Genomic DNA, 15,259 nt, shown 5'->3' with positions numbered 1-15,259 from the left:
AGTACTAAACTACTTCATCAACAGATCAACTAATGCTCATGCAGAATCTCTAAACTCAAAGTTGAAAGGCTTCAGAGCACAGCTCCGTGGAGTACAAGACCTGCCATTCTTCATGTATAGAACGACGATGATCTTTGGATAACAAAATGTTATTGCCACGGATATTTGCAACTGTGCCCAAAAAACGGGAACTATGAAGCGGAACGGAATAAAAAGACGCCGCACGGGAAGCCCACCTGCGACGAGACAAGAATGGCAGGCTTCTGCTACCTCCGGAACCTGCCATTCCCCATTACCGCCTATTTGTTAAAGATAAGCGGCATGGCCTCGGGGTCGAGCGAGTGCATATCCACGAGCTTGAGGCTCTTCACCATCTTCAGCGTGCCTTGCTTATAATGCTGGAAATGCTTACTGGCAATGTGTTTCTTGTAGGCCTCCTGACTGCGATATATCTCCACAATCCTTATCTGGCAGCGGTCCTCCTGCTCCTGCATGGGGAAGATGCAGATGACCCCGGGCTCCTTCTCTACCGACTCCCGCCCCACCGTGGCGGAATATTTCAGGTATTCTTCCACATATTCCGGATAGACCTCTATCTCCGAGAGGCGGATGAGCATGCTGTCGGCCGCTACGGCCTTCGGCTGCGCTCCCGGCGAAAGCTTGAACAGGCGTTCGGCATTGCCATGCAGGAACATTTCGCCATAGCGTGCCAGGGATGTGCTTTCCGAGAGATATTGGCGCATGCGTTGCAAACTTTTCTCCAGAACATCGGCTGCCACATAGGGATAGTCGCTGCCATAGAGGATATGATCGGGCGTGGTGATGGTGAGCAATTCGCGCACCGCCTCTGCGGAATGGCTTCCCGCCAAATCGTAATACAGGCTGCCGAGGCTCTTCTCCCAGTCTATTTCCCCTATCAACCCGCCGGCCTGCATGACGCCCGCAAGACTCTTCATCCTCGGGATGGCTATGGGCATATAGGCTCCGCAATGCGGCACGACGAACTTGATGGCAGGATAACGCCCCATCACATTGTGAACAATCATATTGGCAACGGCACGCGTCGTTTCGCCCAAATACTCCTGCATGGCGAGCGGAAGCCCCTTCATCAGTGCCTCGGAGTAAGGCAAGGGCCTATGGGGATGCAGGATTACCACGGCTTCCCGCCGGTTTAGCTCTGCCATCAGCGGCTCCAAAGCAGGGTCTCCAAGGTACTGCCCGCGATTGTTGGTGGCCAGTTTTATGCCATCCGCGTGAAGCGTGTCCATGGCATAGGCCACCTCCCTGAGAGCACTTGCCACATCCGGGAGCGGCAATGCCGCACAGAAAAGGAAGCGGCCGGGATGAGCGGCCTTGACGGCGGCAGCCTCTTCATTCACTTTCCGGATGCATGCGGCAGCCTCACCGGCCTTCTCAGAATAAGGTTGTGGAGCACTCATGGTCAGCACGGCTGTCTTAATACCAGCCTTGTCCATGAATGCCAGCTGCCTCTCCGCCTCCCACTTCGGCAGCGGAAAACCTTCTTCCATTTCCGTCCCGTGGGCTTTCAGCATGGTGCGGTAACTGCTGGTGATGATATGCGAATGGACATCCACCACCGTCTGTGCCTTACTCCATGCCATGCTCCCAGTCGCCACGAGTGTCAACACCAGCCTGATCAGCCAGTAATTCCAGTTGTTCGATTTCATCTTTGCTGAGTTTTATGCTTTGTGCCTTAGCGGCTTCCACGACATGTTTCTCCTTGGTTGCACCTATAATGGGCATGGTGCCCTTGGCGACAGCCCAGGCAATAGCCGTCTGCGAGGCACTGATACCATAGCTACGGCCTATCTCGGAGAGGGCTGCCGTGAGACGCTCTATCTTGTCGAGCACAGGATTATACTTCTGTCCGCGGGCAGATTCGGCCGGCAGAGGGCTCTCCGTGCTATATCTGCCCGACAGGGCACCCTGTTCCAACACCATGTAAGACCAGAACTCAATGCCCTGCTCCTTGCAATAGTCGAGCACTCCGCCCCGCTCCGACGAGCGGTAGAGCAGCGAGAAATGGTTCTGTACGGCAGAGATTCGGAAGCCTTCGGCCTGAAGGATGGCGTCGGCACGCCGTATCTCGTCGATGTTGTGGTTGCTCACGCCCACGCGCCTTACCATCCCCGACTTGAGCAGGGGCAGCAGCCCGGGCGTCCAGCGCTCCACATCCATCGGATTGTGAATCCAGTAAATGTCGATATAGTCTGTCCCCAGCCGCTTCAGACTTGCCTCGGCCATCTTCTCTACCGAGTTGCCGTACATCTCGGCAATCTGCGGAGTAAACTTCGTAGACAGCTCTATCTCGCTGCGCTTTACGCCGCGCGCGAAGCTTCCGAGAATATCTTCGCTGGCTCCCATGCCATACACCGTCGCCGTATCCCAGCGATTGAGCCCCTCGTGCATGGCTGCATCAAACACGGGCTTCAGCTGGGCGGCGTCCGTATGATTGCCGAATACTTGGTCGCCGCCGGCAGCACCTGTGCCCCACGACCATGTCCCCAATGTGATGTTGTTTCTTTTCATCTTGTTTTTTCCATTTTTGAACTTGTGAGCAAAGTTACTTCTTTTTTCTGATAAGCATGATGGACAAATCAAGGAAATATTTACCAGTTTTACTTATAAAGCAGTCTCCACATGGAGAAAACCATGCATGAAAGCCCTCGGGGCGGCAAAGCGCGCGACCGAAGACGGGCGCTGGAAAAACCGGAGGCGGTCAACAGGTTGACAAAATCGCCGATTTTGTCGGACGATTTCGCCGATTTTGCCCCACAATCTCGGCGATTTTGTTGGACGGGTGGCGGTCTCCAGTCGGCATGCTTGCCGTCTGTCCCTTTACGGAGGGTGGCAAGCGCGGTTTATAAATGATTCTGACGGTTTCAGCGGATATCGTTTCGAAATCATCGAAAAATTTGTGTTTTTCCTTGAATTGTATTATCTTTGCCTCGTCAAAAGCAAGTGCTGCGACCTTGAAAGAACGATGGATATGGCAGAGAAGACATTGCGTTTTGCCCTTTTTGGCAAGGTGTTTCAAGATAATAAGTCGACGGCGATACGGCGAATCCTCGATTTCCTCCATGAGAGAGGGGCGGGGGTGTATGTCCATCGGGCCTTCCATGATTACCTGACGAAGGTTCTCAAGATGGACATCAGCGTCGACGGGATCTTCGACGACTATGATGTCGAGGTAGACTATGCCCTCTCCATCGGAGGCGACGGCACATTTCTGAAGGCCGCCTCGCTGGTGGGGGCAAAGCAGACCCCCATCATGGGCGTGAATACCGGGCGGCTCGGATTCCTGGCCGATGTGCTTCCCGGCGAGGTGGAACAGGCTCTCGGCGAAATCTATGAGGGCAAGGTGAAGATAGAGGGGCACACGATGATTCAGCTGGAAGCCGACGGCGAGCCGATAGCGGGCAATCCCTACGCCCTGAACGACATTGCCGTGCTGAAGCGCGACATGGCCTCCATGATTTCCATCCGTGCCTGTGTGGACGGTGAATACTTGGTTACTTATCAGGCCGACGGGCTCATCGTGTCGACTCCCACCGGTTCCACGGCTTATAATCTCTCGAACGGAGGGCCTATCATGGTGCCCGACGACCGGAACCTGTGCATCACGCCGGTGGCTCCCCACAGCCTGAATATTCGCCCCATCGTGGTGCGCGACGACGCCCGGATTGAGCTGGAGGTGGAGAGCCGCTCGCACAACTTCCTCGTGGCAATTGACGGCCGGTCGCAGAAACTCGTCGAGGGCACTCGTCTCACGGTATCGAAAGCCCCCTGCGAAGTGAGAATGGTGAAGCGATTGAGCCAGCGTTACTTCTCTACGCTGCGCGAGAAGATGATGTGGGGAGCCGACCAGAGATAAACGCCGGAAAACAACGATATGAACATCAGGGAACTTCTGAAGATTCAGGACACGAAGTATGGTTCCACGGCCATCTTCAAATGGCTGTGGAATGCATGGCGGGGCAACCGCCTGCAGGCCGTGCTCAATGCCGTGATAGGCCTGCTGTCGGTGGTCGTGAGCCTGTCGCAGGTCTGGGCGGTGCAGCATGCCATCGATGTGGCGGCCCACCATGTGGCGGGCTCCATCTATTGGGCCGTGGCCGTCATGGGCATCTTGATTCTCTGCGACTTCGGCCTCAATGTCTCCTCGGTGTGGGTGCGCAACATCCTCGGAGTGAAGGCGCAGAACCGCATGCAGCAGCGCATGCTCGACCGCATACTGCGCTCGGAGTGGCACGGAAAGGAATCTCTGCACTCGGGCGATGTGCTCAATCGGCTCGAATTCGATGTCGCCAATGTGGTGAACTTCCTCACCGAGACCGTTCCGAATACCCTGAGCGTGCTCGCGATGTTCTTCGGAGCCTTCTTCTACCTCTTTTCCATGGACAGGATGCTTGCCTTTATCACCGTGGCCATCATACCGGTGTTCGTGGCGTTGAGCAAGGTCTATATCTCCCAGATGCGCCGCTTGACCCGCAAGGTGCGCAATTCCGACTCCAAGGTGCAGAGCGTCTTGCAGGAAACCATCCAGAACCGCATGCTCATCAAGACGCTGGAAAGCGACTCGGCCATGGTAGACCGGCTTGAGAACACGCAGAGCGAGCTGCGCCAGAATGTAGTCAGACGCACGGCGTTCTCGGTATTCTCCAACCTGATTCTCAACTTCGGGTTTGCGCTCGGCTATCTGGTGGCCTTCCTCTGGGCGGCCGTAAGGATGTCGGCGAATACCCTCACTTTCGGCGGGATGACGGCCTTCCTGCAACTCGTGAACCGCATTCAGAGCCCTGCCCGCAACCTAACCAAGCTGGTTCCGGCTTTCGTGAGCGTGTTTACGGCCGCCGAACGGCTGATGGAACTGGAGGAAAACCCGCTCGAAGAGCAGGGAGAGCCTATAGAACTGACTGCTCCCTGCGGGATAAGGATGACGGAAGTGAGCTATGCCTACGATGCTGCCGAGGGGAAGATTCTCGACCATTTGAGCTTCGATTTCCGGCCAGGGTCGTGCACGGCGATACTCGGCGAGACGGGTGCGGGCAAGACCACGCTCGTGCGCTTGATACTGGCTCTCCTCCGCCCGCAGGCAGGCAAGGTGAAAATCTATTCCCATGGGCACAGCGAGGAACTGTCGCCCCGCACGCGGTGCAACCTCGTCTATGTGCCCCAGGGCAACACCTTGATGAGCGGGAGCATACGCGACAACCTGCGGCTGGGCAAGCTCGATGCCTCGAAAGAGGAGATGGAGGCAGCCTTGAGACGGGCTTGCGCCGACTTCGTGATGGAACTTCCCGACGGTCTGGACACTCTTTGCACCGAGGGCGGGGGCGGACTCAGCGAGGGGCAGGCGCAGCGCATTGCCATCGCCCGCGCCCTGCTGCGCGACCGCCCGGTGATGCTCTTCGACGAGGCGACCTCTGCCCTCGACCCCGAGACCGAGCGGCAGTTGTTGCAGAATGTGTTGTCATCTCACGACAAGACCATTATATTCATCACCCATCGCCCTGCCGTGGTGGACTATTGCGACCAAACATTGAAAATAGAAAAGATAGATTCAAAATGAAAAAACTGTTTTTTGCCGCACTCCTCTTGGTGTGCGCACTCACGGCAGGTGCCCAGGAGTCCCTTGAAGACTTGGATGCCAAGTATGCCGCCGACCTCCTGAAACCTGGAACGGAGGCTCCGGATTTCGTCGTAGACTCTGTAAAGAATCGCTCGTTGAGCTATTATCGGGGAGCCTATGTGGTGCTCGACTTCTGGGCATCGTGGTGTCCCGACTGCCGGAAAGATATTCCTAAAGTCAAGGAAATAGACTCCCTCTATTGGGACAAGGTAGCCGTTATCGGCGTTTCTTTTGACACGAACAAGGACGCCTGGCAGAAATGTATTGAGAAGAACAAGATGTATTGGCCGCAGTTCAGCGAACTCAAGAAGTGGAAGAAGGAGACGGAAATAGATCGGAAGTATCATGTCAGCTGGATTCCTATAATGTATCTCGTCGATCCCGAGGGCAAGATAGTGTTCGGAACCGTCATGGTGGAGAAGATGAAATCCAAGCTCGAGGAACTCGACAAGGCGGGAAAACTAAAGCAGATACTTGTTCCTCCAACCTATAAAGGCGGCGTCCAAGGCATCACGAAATATCTCTCCGACCATCTTAAATATCCCAAGAAGGCTCAGAAAATGGGGGTTACGGCAAAGCTGATGATGAGTTTCTGGGTGGCAGAAGACGGTTCCGTGGAGGATGCTCAGGCGGATTCCTGCACGATTACGGGATGTGATGATGCCAATTTCGCTAAGTTGTCCCTCGATGAACAGGCAAGGCTGATGGATCAGTTTGGCGTTCTTTTCGAGAACGAGGGCAAGCGAGTGGTGTCCAAAATGCATGACTGGACTCCGGCGGTGTATATCGGAAGGAAAGAGCGCGTGAAGTTCCACCTGCCCATTACCTTCCGGTTCTAAGAAAAAGTGGCACGCTTCTGCAACCAAATCGTCGTGTATTGCGTCTATAGAGTATGATGATTCATTTAAAAGATATCAACAAGACCTATTTCGGAGCCCAGCCCCTGCATGTATTGAAGGGCATCAATCTGGATATTGAGGAGGGCGAGTTTGTCTCCATCATGGGAGCCTCGGGTTCCGGAAAGTCCACCTTATTAAATATATTAGGCATCCTCGACAACTACGACAGCGGGGAATATACGCTGGCAGGAACGCTGATCAAAGACCTTTCCGAACGCCGCGCGGCGGAGTATAGGAATCGGATGATAGGCTTTATCTTCCAGAGCTTCAACCTGATTGGCTTCAAAACGGCGGTGGAAAATGTAGAGTTACCGCTGTTTTATCAAGGCGTAAGTCGCAAGAAACGCCGTCAGTTGGCCTTGGAATACTTGGAAAAACTGGGGCTCCTGCAATGGGCCGAGCATTATCCCAACGAGATGAGCGGCGGTCAGAAGCAGCGTGTTGCCATTGCCCGGGCTCTCATCACCCAACCGAAGATTATCCTTGCGGACGAGCCTACGGGAGCTTTGGACTCGAAGACGAGCGTCGAGGTAATGGGACTTCTCAAGCAGCTGCACGAGGAAGAGCGTAAGACCATCGTCGTGGTAACCCATGAGAGCGGCGTAGCGAACGAAACCGACAAGATCATTCACATCAAGGATGGCCTGATAGGAGCCATCGACATCAACACCGAACATAAGGCCAGCCCCTTCGGAGTGAATGGAATCATGAAATAAAGGAGGACTTGCGGACGGGTGCATACCCTTCAAAAGTATGATAATGAGTAGAGAATGAGAGATATAATCACGGAAATCTGGTCGACGGCAAAGCGCAACAAGTTGCGCACGGCACTGACGGGCTTTGCGGTGGCATGGGGCATCTTCATGCTGATTTTCCTCTTGGGGGCGGGCAACGGGCTCATCAATGCCACGCAGCAGAATTCCACGAGATATCTCAGCAACTCCATGGTCATCTTCGGCGGGCAGACTTCCAAGCCATACAGAGGGATGAAGGAAGGGAGAAGCATAGACCTTAACGACCGCGACAAGCAGCTCACGGAACAGATGTTCAGCGAGAATGTGGACGAGGTGGGTGCCGAACTTGACCATCCTGGGACGACCATCAGCATAGGGGACAACTATACCAGCGTGAACATCAGCGGTGTCTATCCTAACGACTGCGTAATCAACAAGCGGGATATGCTGTATGGAAGGTTCATCAACGACATGGATATCCAAGACAGGAGGAAGTCGCTCGTCATCAGTGAGGATATGGCCAAGGAGCTCACTTCTCGCTCCCTGTCCAGCCTGATAGGGCAGACCGCCAAGGTCGGCGACCTCGCCTTTAACATCGTTGGTATCTATAAGACCGACAAGAGCATGATGGGTACCGACGCTTTCATTTCCTTCACCACCTTCCGAACCATCTATAACAGCGGCGACAAGACGGGAAACCTCGTGTTTTCATTCCATGGCTTGGACTCCGAGAAGGAGAACGAGGCCTTCGAGAAGCAATATCGGGCCGTGCTGAATGCCAACCATCAGGCTGCACACGACGACGAGGAAGCCGTCTGGATATGGAACCGGTTCACCCAAAACCTACAGATGAACAAGGGTATGGGCATCATCCGCATGGCCTTGTGGATAATCGGACTCTTCACGCTCCTTAGTGGTATCGTAGGCGTTTCTAACATTATGCTCATCACGGTGAAGGAGCGAACCCGTGAGTTCGGCATTCGCAAGGCGATAGGAGCCAAGCCCGGGTCGATCTTACGGCTGATTATCGTGGAGAGTATCATCATTACCAGTTTCTTCGGATATGTCGGGATGCTGCTGGGTATAGGAGCCAATGCCTATATGGACGCTACCATCGGCCACATGAAAGTAAACTCCGGGATGTTTGAGACCACGATGTTCGTCAACCCCACGGTGGGCCTGGATGTCTGTGTAGAGGCCATGGTGGTCATGGTGATAGCGGGAACCGTGGCCGGAATCATCCCCGCCCGCAAGGCCTCGAGGATACGCCCGATAGAGGCGCTTCGTGCTGAATAGAGAAAAGATGAGAATAGATTTTGATACATACAAGGAAATCCTTGACACGCTGACGCGTAATAAGTCGCGCTCGTTCCTTACGGGCTTCGGCGTATTCTGGGGCGTATTCATGCTCGTGGCGCTGATAGGAGGCGGGCAGGGATTGAAGGAAATGCTCTCCGCTAACTTCGACGGCTTCGCTACCAACTCGGCCATTATCTTCGCGCAGCCTACTACCAAGCCTTATGCCGGCTTTCGCAAGGGCCGTGAATGGCAGATGACTTATCGCGATGTGGAGCGTCTGAAGAGTCAGATACCCGAGATCGATGTGGCTTCTCCCATGGCTTCGATGTGGCAGCGGTCGATAGTCTTCGGCGACAAGAAGGCTCTTGGCACCGTGAAAGGCCAGTTGCCGGAATATGCGAAGGTAGAGGAGCCGAGCCTGTTCTATGGCCGTTTTCTTAACGAAATGGACATGCTGCAGCGGCGCAAGGTGTGCGTCATCGGAAAGAAGATTTACAAGACGCTCTTCCCGGGCGGCGGAGACCCGTGCGGCCAGTTGGTGCGCGTCGACTCGATGTATTACAGCATCGTGGGCGTGAACTATAGTTCAGGACACATCAATGTAAATGGAAGGGCAGAAGAGAGCGTTGTCATTCCACTCACCCTCATGCAGCAAACCTACAATCAGGGAGAAGAAATTGGCCTCATCAGCATCACCGGGCAGCCGGGAGTAAAGATGAGCGAGATTACTCCGCGTTTACGGGAGGTAATAGCGCGGGCTCACAAGGTGGACCCCACCGACGAGAAAGCCATCACGGTGTTTAATACGGAGGTGATGTTCGGCATGCTCGACAGTCTCTTCTCGGGCGTGAACTTCCTCATCTGGCTGGTGGGCATCGGAACGCTGCTGGCCGGAGCCATCGGGGTTTCCAACATTATGATGGTAACCGTGCGGGAGCGAACCACCGAAATCGGCATCCGCCGGGCCATCGGGGCTACCCCAAGGGTAATCCTCTCGCAGATTATCTCGGAGAGCATCGCACTCACGGCCGTTGCCGGAATGAGCGGCGTGCTCTTCGCCGTGCTGATATTGCAACTGCTGGAGTTGGGTAACACTACCGACGGAATCATTGAGGCTCACTTTCAGATAAGCTTCTGGACGGCGGTGGGAGCGGTGGCGCTTCTCAGCGTCCTCGGTGTCCTTGCCGGACTGGCACCGGCGGCAAGAGCCATGAGCATCAAGCCCGTGGACGCCATGCGTGATGAATAGAAAATAAAAAAGAGATATGAAAAAGTACATTAAGTTTATTGTTGCAGGGCTCATAGTCCTCATCTTCATCCTGACTTTCATCTTCCTGTGGGTGAAATCGCAGCCGCAGCCTGTGGTTTACGACGAGTTCACGCCCAAGGTAATGGACCTCAAGAAGACTACGATAGTAACCGGAAAGATCGAACCTCGTAACGAGGTGAATGTGAAACCGCAGATTTCCGGCATCATCACGGAACTCCTGAAAGAAGCCGGACAGACCATTCAGGCCGGCGAGGTGATAGCCAAGGTGAAGGTGATACCCGACATGGGGCAGCTGAGCAGTGCCCAGGCTCGCCTCCGACTGGCTGGTATCAACCTCAAGCAGGCGCAGGTGGACTATGCCCGCGAGAAGCAGCTGTTCGACAAAGGACTGGTGTCGGCCGACGAATACGACAAGATTCACCAGGCTTACAAGCAGGCCAAGGAGGAGCTGTCGGCAGCAGACGACAACCTGCAGGTGGTGCGCGACGGGGTTTCTAAGCGCAATGCCAGCACCAGCAGCACGCTCGTGCGCTCCACGGTGAGCGGCCTTATCCTCGACATCCCCGTCAAGGTGGGCAACACGGTCATCCTTTCCAACACCTTCAACGATGGTACTACCATTGCGAGCGTGGCTGACATGAGCGATTTGATATTCCGCGGCAACATCGACGAGACGGAGGTGGGGCAGCTCGTAACGGGCATGCCCATGAAGATTACCATCGGTGCGCTGCAGGACGAGCACTTGCAGGCCTCGCTGGAGTATATCTCGCCCAAGGCCGTGGAGAACAACGGGGCTAACCAGTTTGAGATAAAGGCGGCCATCACGAATCCGTCCATCTCCATCCGCAGCGGCTATAGTGCCAATGCAGAAATCGTGCTTGACCATGTGGAGAAGGCTCTCACCATTCCAGAGAGTGCCGTAGAGTTTCAGGGAAACGCCACCTATGTGAACATCGTGAAGGGCTCTGCGGATAAGAAAACCTATGAGCGGCGCAAGGTCGTTACAGGTCTTTCCGACGGCATCAACATCCAGATCAAGAGCGGATTGAAGTCCACCGAGAAGGTGCGCGGTCCGAAAGTGGTGGCAGACACTGAGGATGAGGAATAAGGGCGCTTACTGACATCTGCATGGAGCGAGGCTACAGGGAAAACCAAAGACCGTCTCCTACTTGACAAAATCGCCGAGATTGTCTGACAAAATCGGCGAAATCATGCGACGAAATCGGCGATTTTGTCAAACGGCCAGCGGTTAAAAGGCGAGACCCGGGCGGCTTTCCGCCTGCCTTTTATCCGTGTTTTATCCGAAAGGCTGCCTTTTTCCGCCGCCGCACTTGCAATATTCAGGGAAATTATCTATCTTTGCGTAAAGTAACAATCACTTTAAAACAAAGAAGAATATGGCAAAGGTATATGAATTTCTGGCCGACGGTTTCGAGGACATCGAAGCCCTGGCACCAGTAGACATCCTGCGCAGAGGGGGTGTGGACATCAAGACCGTCAGCGTTACGGGCAGTGAATTTGCGGAGAGCGCGCACGGCGTAACCTTCAAGGCCGACCTCAAATTCGAGGACGCCGACCTTGGCGATGCCGACATGCTCTTGCTGCCGGGCGGCATGCCTGGGGCAAAAAACCTACTGGAACACCACGGCGTGCGCGATGCCCTGACGGCTCAATGCGAGTCGGGAAAAAGAATCGGAGCCATCTGCGCGGCCCCCATGGTGCTCGGCTATCTGGGAATCCTCAAGGGAAAGCGCGCCACCTGCTATCCCGGATTTGAGCAATATCTGAAAGGGGCGGAATATACGCACGAGCTCGTAACCGTAGACGGCAACATCATCACCGGCGAAGGACCGGCTGCCGCACTACCCTATGCCTACAAGATCCTCGCCATTCTCAAGGATGAGGAGACCGCCCGGCAGGTGGAAGACGACATGATGTACACCCATCTGATGAGCAGATAGCATGAAGTTCCCGTCCACCGTAGGACAGGGAAAAAGCGTTTGCCTATGGATTATATCATCATCGTTGCCGGCGGCAAGGGGCTCAGGATGGGCTCCGAGATTCCGAAGCAGTTTCTGCCGATAGGCGGGAAGCCTGCACTCATGCGCACTATGGAGCGTTTTCATGAATATGACGAGGCACTCCGAACCATCCTCGTGCTGCCCCGCGAGCAGCAGGATTACTGGCACCGGCTGTGCGAGGAGCACCGCTTCGACATCGAGCACACGGTAGTAGACGGCGGCGACACGCGCTTCGCCTCCTCACGCAACGGGCTCCATGCCGTCCCCGATGATGCCGAGGGCGTCGTGGGAATGCACGACGGCGTGCGCCCCTTTGTCTCCGTGGAGGTCATCCGCAGATGTTACGATCTGGCACGCCGCTGCGGAGCAGCCATTCCGGTGCTGCCCGTTACCGACACACTACGCCACATCGACAAGGACGGCTGCGGACACAATGTGCTCCGGAGCGACTACCGCATCGTCCAAACCCCGCAGACCTTCGACATCCAGCTCGCCAAACGGGCTTTCCAGCAGCCTTACCAGTCGCGGTTCACCGACGACGCATCGGTCGTGGAGGCCCTGGGGCACAAGGTGGAGATGGCGGAAGGCAACCGGGAGAACATCAAGCTCACGACACCGTTTGACCTGCAAGTGGCAGAATGGATTCTGCGTAATGCATGATTCATAATGTAGAATGCATAATTGTACAGGATGAAATGAAAGAATCAGGCGAGAACATTGTTGCCGCAAAAAGTATGGCTTTTGCCATTCGATGCGTAAAGTTGAATCGGTTTCTGCGGCAGGAAAAGGGCGAATACGACCTATCACGGCAACTCCTTAGATGCGGAACCAGTATCGGCGCAAATATAAAAGAAGCCATAAGAGGCCAGTCGAAGGCAGACTTCAGAGCCAAGATGAACATTTCGCTCAAGGAGGCCAGCGAGTCTGAATATTGGATAGAACTATTACACCGTACGGGGTATCTTAGAGACGAGGAAGCAGAAAGCCTGCTCACAGACTGCAGGGAACTCCTCAAACTGTTAACTTCCATCGTCAGGCACTCAGCGGAAGGATAATTATGAATTATGAATTGTCAATTATGAATTATACATTATAAATCATGCATTGAAATGAGCAGCATTCTCGACCAGGACATCATGTATCTTCCCGGAGTGGGACCGAGGAAGAAAGAGATATTGGGCAAGGAACTCAATATCCGCTCCTGGCGTGATCTGCTCGAGTATTACCCTTATAAATATGTAGACCGCAGCCGCATCTACGCCATCTCGGAACTATCGGCCGACATGCCCTTCGTGCAGATCAAGGGAAGAATCCTAAGCTTCGAGGAGTTCAGCATGGGAGGGCGCAAGAAGCGTGTCGTGGCTCATTTCGCCGACGGCCACGGTGTCTGCGACCTCGTATGGTTTCGCGGAGCGCAATACATCTACAAGACCTATAAGACAGGAGCAGACTACATCGTCTTCGGGAAGCCCACGATCTTCAACGGAAGATACCAGTTTGCCCACCCCGACATCGACGACGCGGCCAACCTGGAGCTGTCGCAGATGGGTATGCAGCCTTACTACATGACCACCGAGAAGATGAAAAAGGCGGGGCTGACATCGCGGGGGATGGAGAAAATGACGAAGGGGCTGGTGGAGAAACTCACCGAAACGCTGCCCGAAACACTGCCTCCCTATATCACGGGACCGCTCCATCTCGTCTCACGCGACGATGCCTATCGCTGGATTCACTATCCCAAGAATGCCCTGCAGATGCAGAAAGCCCGCCTGAGACTGAAGTTCGAGGAGCTGTTCTATGTACAACTCAACATTCTCCGCTATGCCTCCGACCAACGCCGCAAGTACCGCGGATACATCTTCCAACATGTAGGAAAGGAGTTCAACCACTTCTACAAGCACAATCTTCCTTTCCCCCTGACGGGCGCACAGAAGCGGGTGATGCACGAAATCAGGGCCGACATGAAGTCGGGGAGGCAGATGAACCGGCTGCTACAGGGCGATGTAGGGTCGGGAAAGACGCTCGTGGCCCTCATGACCATGCTCATAGCCCTCGACAACGGGTATCAAGCCTGCATCATGGCACCGACCGAAATCCTGGCTGAACAACACTTCCAGACCATCAGGCAGTTCCTGAAAGACATGGATATCCGCGTCGAACTGCTCACCGGAATCATAAAGGGAAAGCGGCGGGAGAATATTCTCAGCGGCCTCGCCGACGGCAGCGTGCGGATACTGGTAGGTACTCACGCCGTGATAGAAGACCCCGTACAGTTCGCCCGTCTGGGGCTTGCCGTGGTCGACGAGCAGCACCGTTTCGGGGTCGCCCAGCGTGCCAAGCTGTGGTCGAAGAGCGAGAATCCGCCCCATATTCTTGTCATGACGGCCACGCCTATTCCCCGCACACTGGCCATGACGATATACGGCGACCTCGATGTGAGCGTCATCGACGAGCTTCCGCCTGGTCGCAAGCCCATCATGACCTTACATAAATACGACAACCAGATGGCCAGTCTCTATCAGGGCATCCGCCAGCAGATTCGTCAGGGACGACAGGTCTACATCGTTTTCCCGCTCATTCAGGAAAGCGAGAAGATAGACCTGAAGAACCTCGAGGAAGGATTTGAAATCTTAAAGAGTGTCTTCTCAGAGTTCAGGCTTAGCAAGGTCCACGGCAAGATGAAGCCTAAGGAGAAGGAGGAGGAAATGCAAAAGTTCATTGAAGGCCAAACCCAGATCCTCGTTGCCACGACGGTGATAGAGGTGGGAGTGAATGTTCCTAACGCTTCTGTCATGGTCATCCTCGACGCCCAGCGCTTCGGGCTCTCCCAACTGCACCAGTTGCGAGGGCGTGTAGGCCGCGGGGCTGACCAAAGCTACTGCATTCTGGTTACCAATTACCAGCTTGCGGAGGAGACCCGGAAACGCATCGACATCATGTGCGAGACCAACGACGGGTTTGAAATAGCAGAAGCCGACCTCAAGTTCCGCGGTCCCGGCGACCTGGAAGGCACCCAGCAGAGCGGCATGGCATTCGATTTGAAGATTGCGGATATTGCCCGCGACGGCCAGATTGTGCAAATGGCACGGGACGCGGCACAAAAGATTATCGATGCGGATCCCGAATACAACCGCCCAGAATACCAGATTTTGTGGAATAGGTTAAAAAAATTAAGGAAATCAAACATCAACTGGTCGGCTATAAGTTGACGCTGGAATCGCCTGTATACATAGCAAATATAATGGTTACGAAAACTCTGGAATCATTTCAATTGTGTTAAATGACACAAAAAAATATGTTAATTCAATAGGTGGTTTGCCGTTTTTTTATTATATTTGCAATATCATTTTCAAGAAATAAGCTGGTTCAGGCTCATTTTAATG

14 protein-coding genes are annotated in these 15,259 nt (G+C 54.4%); 12 read left to right on the top strand and 2 right to left on the bottom strand.

What is annotated here, in order from left to right; genetic code table 11:
* Window positions 1-142, top strand: a 142-nt coding sequence (locus tag BM114_RS08910) for a transposase (RefSeq protein WP_143089294.1), incomplete at its 5' end; no start/stop codon positions are given.
* Between the two features lie 157 nt (window positions 143-299).
* Here the strand turns inward: BM114_RS08910 and BM114_RS08905 are convergent.
* Together BM114_RS08905 and BM114_RS08900 are read right to left on the bottom strand one after the other, a co-directional pair.
* Window positions 300-1,688, bottom strand: a complete 1,389-nt coding sequence (locus BM114_RS08905; RefSeq protein WP_177207084.1) for an amidohydrolase family protein — start codon at window positions 1,686-1,688, stop codon at window positions 300-302.
* Window positions 1,609-2,550: an aldo/keto reductase gene (locus BM114_RS08900; protein ID WP_092112578.1), complete on the bottom strand. Its 942-nt coding sequence runs from the start codon at window positions 2,548-2,550 to the stop codon at window positions 1,609-1,611. The genes BM114_RS08905 and BM114_RS08900 overlap by 80 nt, the downstream gene beginning before the upstream one ends.
* A gap of 460 nt (window positions 2,551-3,010) precedes the next feature.
* Between BM114_RS08900 and BM114_RS08895 the strand changes: the two genes are divergently transcribed.
* From BM114_RS08895 to recG, 11 genes are all read left to right on the top strand, one after another.
* Window positions 3,011-3,895, top strand: coding sequence for an NAD kinase (locus BM114_RS08895; RefSeq protein WP_092112592.1), 885 nt, complete (start codon window positions 3,011-3,013; stop codon window positions 3,893-3,895).
* 18 nt (window positions 3,896-3,913) lie between these two features.
* Window positions 3,914-5,593 (top strand): ABC transporter ATP-binding protein, encoded by a 1,680-nt coding sequence (locus tag BM114_RS08890; RefSeq protein WP_092112576.1) that lies wholly within the window; start codon window positions 3,914-3,916, stop codon window positions 5,591-5,593.
* On the top strand, window positions 5,590-6,492 hold the full coding sequence (locus BM114_RS08885; protein WP_092112574.1) for a redoxin domain-containing protein: 903 nt from the start codon (window positions 5,590-5,592) through the stop codon (window positions 6,490-6,492). The genes BM114_RS08890 and BM114_RS08885 overlap by 4 nt, the downstream gene beginning before the upstream one ends.
* Before the next feature lie 56 nt (window positions 6,493-6,548).
* Entirely contained in the window at window positions 6,549-7,268 is a 720-nt protein-coding gene (locus tag BM114_RS08880; protein WP_092112590.1) for an ABC transporter ATP-binding protein, read from the top strand.
* 54 nt (window positions 7,269-7,322) lie between these two features.
* Window positions 7,323-8,582, top strand: a complete 1,260-nt coding sequence (locus BM114_RS08875) for an ABC transporter permease (protein ID WP_092112572.1) — start codon at window positions 7,323-7,325, stop codon at window positions 8,580-8,582.
* Window positions 8,583-8,589: 7 nt separating this feature from the next.
* Entirely contained in the window at window positions 8,590-9,834 is a 1,245-nt protein-coding gene (locus BM114_RS08870; protein WP_092112570.1) for an ABC transporter permease, read from the top strand.
* Between the two features lie 16 nt (window positions 9,835-9,850).
* Window positions 9,851-10,963, top strand: a complete 1,113-nt coding sequence (locus BM114_RS08865; protein ID WP_092112568.1) for an efflux RND transporter periplasmic adaptor subunit — start codon at window positions 9,851-9,853, stop codon at window positions 10,961-10,963.
* A gap of 289 nt (window positions 10,964-11,252) precedes the next feature.
* The gene (locus tag BM114_RS08860) at window positions 11,253-11,816 is read left to right on the top strand and encodes a DJ-1 family glyoxalase III (RefSeq protein WP_092112566.1); all 564 of its coding nucleotides are present in this window, start codon (window positions 11,253-11,255) and stop codon (window positions 11,814-11,816) included.
* Between the two features lie 45 nt (window positions 11,817-11,861).
* Window positions 11,862-12,536, top strand: coding sequence for a 2-C-methyl-D-erythritol 4-phosphate cytidylyltransferase (locus tag BM114_RS08855; protein WP_092112564.1), 675 nt, complete (start codon window positions 11,862-11,864; stop codon window positions 12,534-12,536).
* A 35-nt stretch (window positions 12,537-12,571) separates the two neighbouring features.
* Window positions 12,572-12,931 carry a four helix bundle protein gene (locus BM114_RS08850; RefSeq protein WP_092112588.1) on the top strand — a complete coding sequence of 120 codons (360 nt, stop codon included), beginning with the start codon at window positions 12,572-12,574 and terminating at the stop codon, window positions 12,929-12,931.
* Between the two features lie 54 nt (window positions 12,932-12,985).
* The gene (recG, locus tag BM114_RS08845) at window positions 12,986-15,085 is read left to right on the top strand and encodes an ATP-dependent DNA helicase RecG (RefSeq protein WP_092112562.1); all 2,100 of its coding nucleotides are present in this window, start codon (window positions 12,986-12,988) and stop codon (window positions 15,083-15,085) included.
* Window positions 15,086-15,259 lie beyond the last annotated feature (174 nt).

Source organism: Prevotella sp. KH2C16 (assembly GCF_900113305.1).
GTDB lineage: Bacteria > Bacteroidota > Bacteroidia > Bacteroidales > Bacteroidaceae > Prevotella.
This window is presented reverse-complemented; position numbering and strand designations above follow the sequence as displayed.

What these genes read in the sequence shown, in the direction of transcription:
- BM114_RS08905 (WP_177207084.1), bottom strand. Translation starts at nt 1,688, where the DNA reads ATGAAATCGAACAACTGGAATTACTGGCTGATCAGGCTGGTGTTGACA.
- BM114_RS08900 (WP_092112578.1), bottom strand. Translation starts at nt 2,550, where the DNA reads ATGAAAAGAAACAACATCACATTGGGGACATGGTCGTGGGGCACAGGT.
- BM114_RS08895 (WP_092112592.1), top strand. Translation starts at nt 3,011, where the DNA reads ATGGCAGAGAAGACATTGCGTTTTGCCCTTTTTGGCAAGGTGTTTCAA.
- BM114_RS08890 (WP_092112576.1), top strand. Translation starts at nt 3,914, where the DNA reads ATGAACATCAGGGAACTTCTGAAGATTCAGGACACGAAGTATGGTTCC.
- BM114_RS08885 (WP_092112574.1), top strand. Translation starts at nt 5,590, where the DNA reads ATGAAAAAACTGTTTTTTGCCGCACTCCTCTTGGTGTGCGCACTCACG.
- BM114_RS08880 (WP_092112590.1), top strand. Translation starts at nt 6,549, where the DNA reads ATGATTCATTTAAAAGATATCAACAAGACCTATTTCGGAGCCCAGCCC.
- BM114_RS08875 (WP_092112572.1), top strand. Translation starts at nt 7,323, where the DNA reads ATGAGAGATATAATCACGGAAATCTGGTCGACGGCAAAGCGCAACAAG.
- BM114_RS08870 (WP_092112570.1), top strand. Translation starts at nt 8,590, where the DNA reads ATGAGAATAGATTTTGATACATACAAGGAAATCCTTGACACGCTGACG.
- BM114_RS08865 (WP_092112568.1), top strand. Translation starts at nt 9,851, where the DNA reads ATGAAAAAGTACATTAAGTTTATTGTTGCAGGGCTCATAGTCCTCATC.
- BM114_RS08860 (WP_092112566.1), top strand. Translation starts at nt 11,253, where the DNA reads ATGGCAAAGGTATATGAATTTCTGGCCGACGGTTTCGAGGACATCGAA.
- BM114_RS08855 (WP_092112564.1), top strand. Translation starts at nt 11,862, where the DNA reads ATGGATTATATCATCATCGTTGCCGGCGGCAAGGGGCTCAGGATGGGC.
- BM114_RS08850 (WP_092112588.1), top strand. Translation starts at nt 12,572, where the DNA reads ATGAAAGAATCAGGCGAGAACATTGTTGCCGCAAAAAGTATGGCTTTT.
- recG (WP_092112562.1), top strand. Translation starts at nt 12,986, where the DNA reads ATGAGCAGCATTCTCGACCAGGACATCATGTATCTTCCCGGAGTGGGA.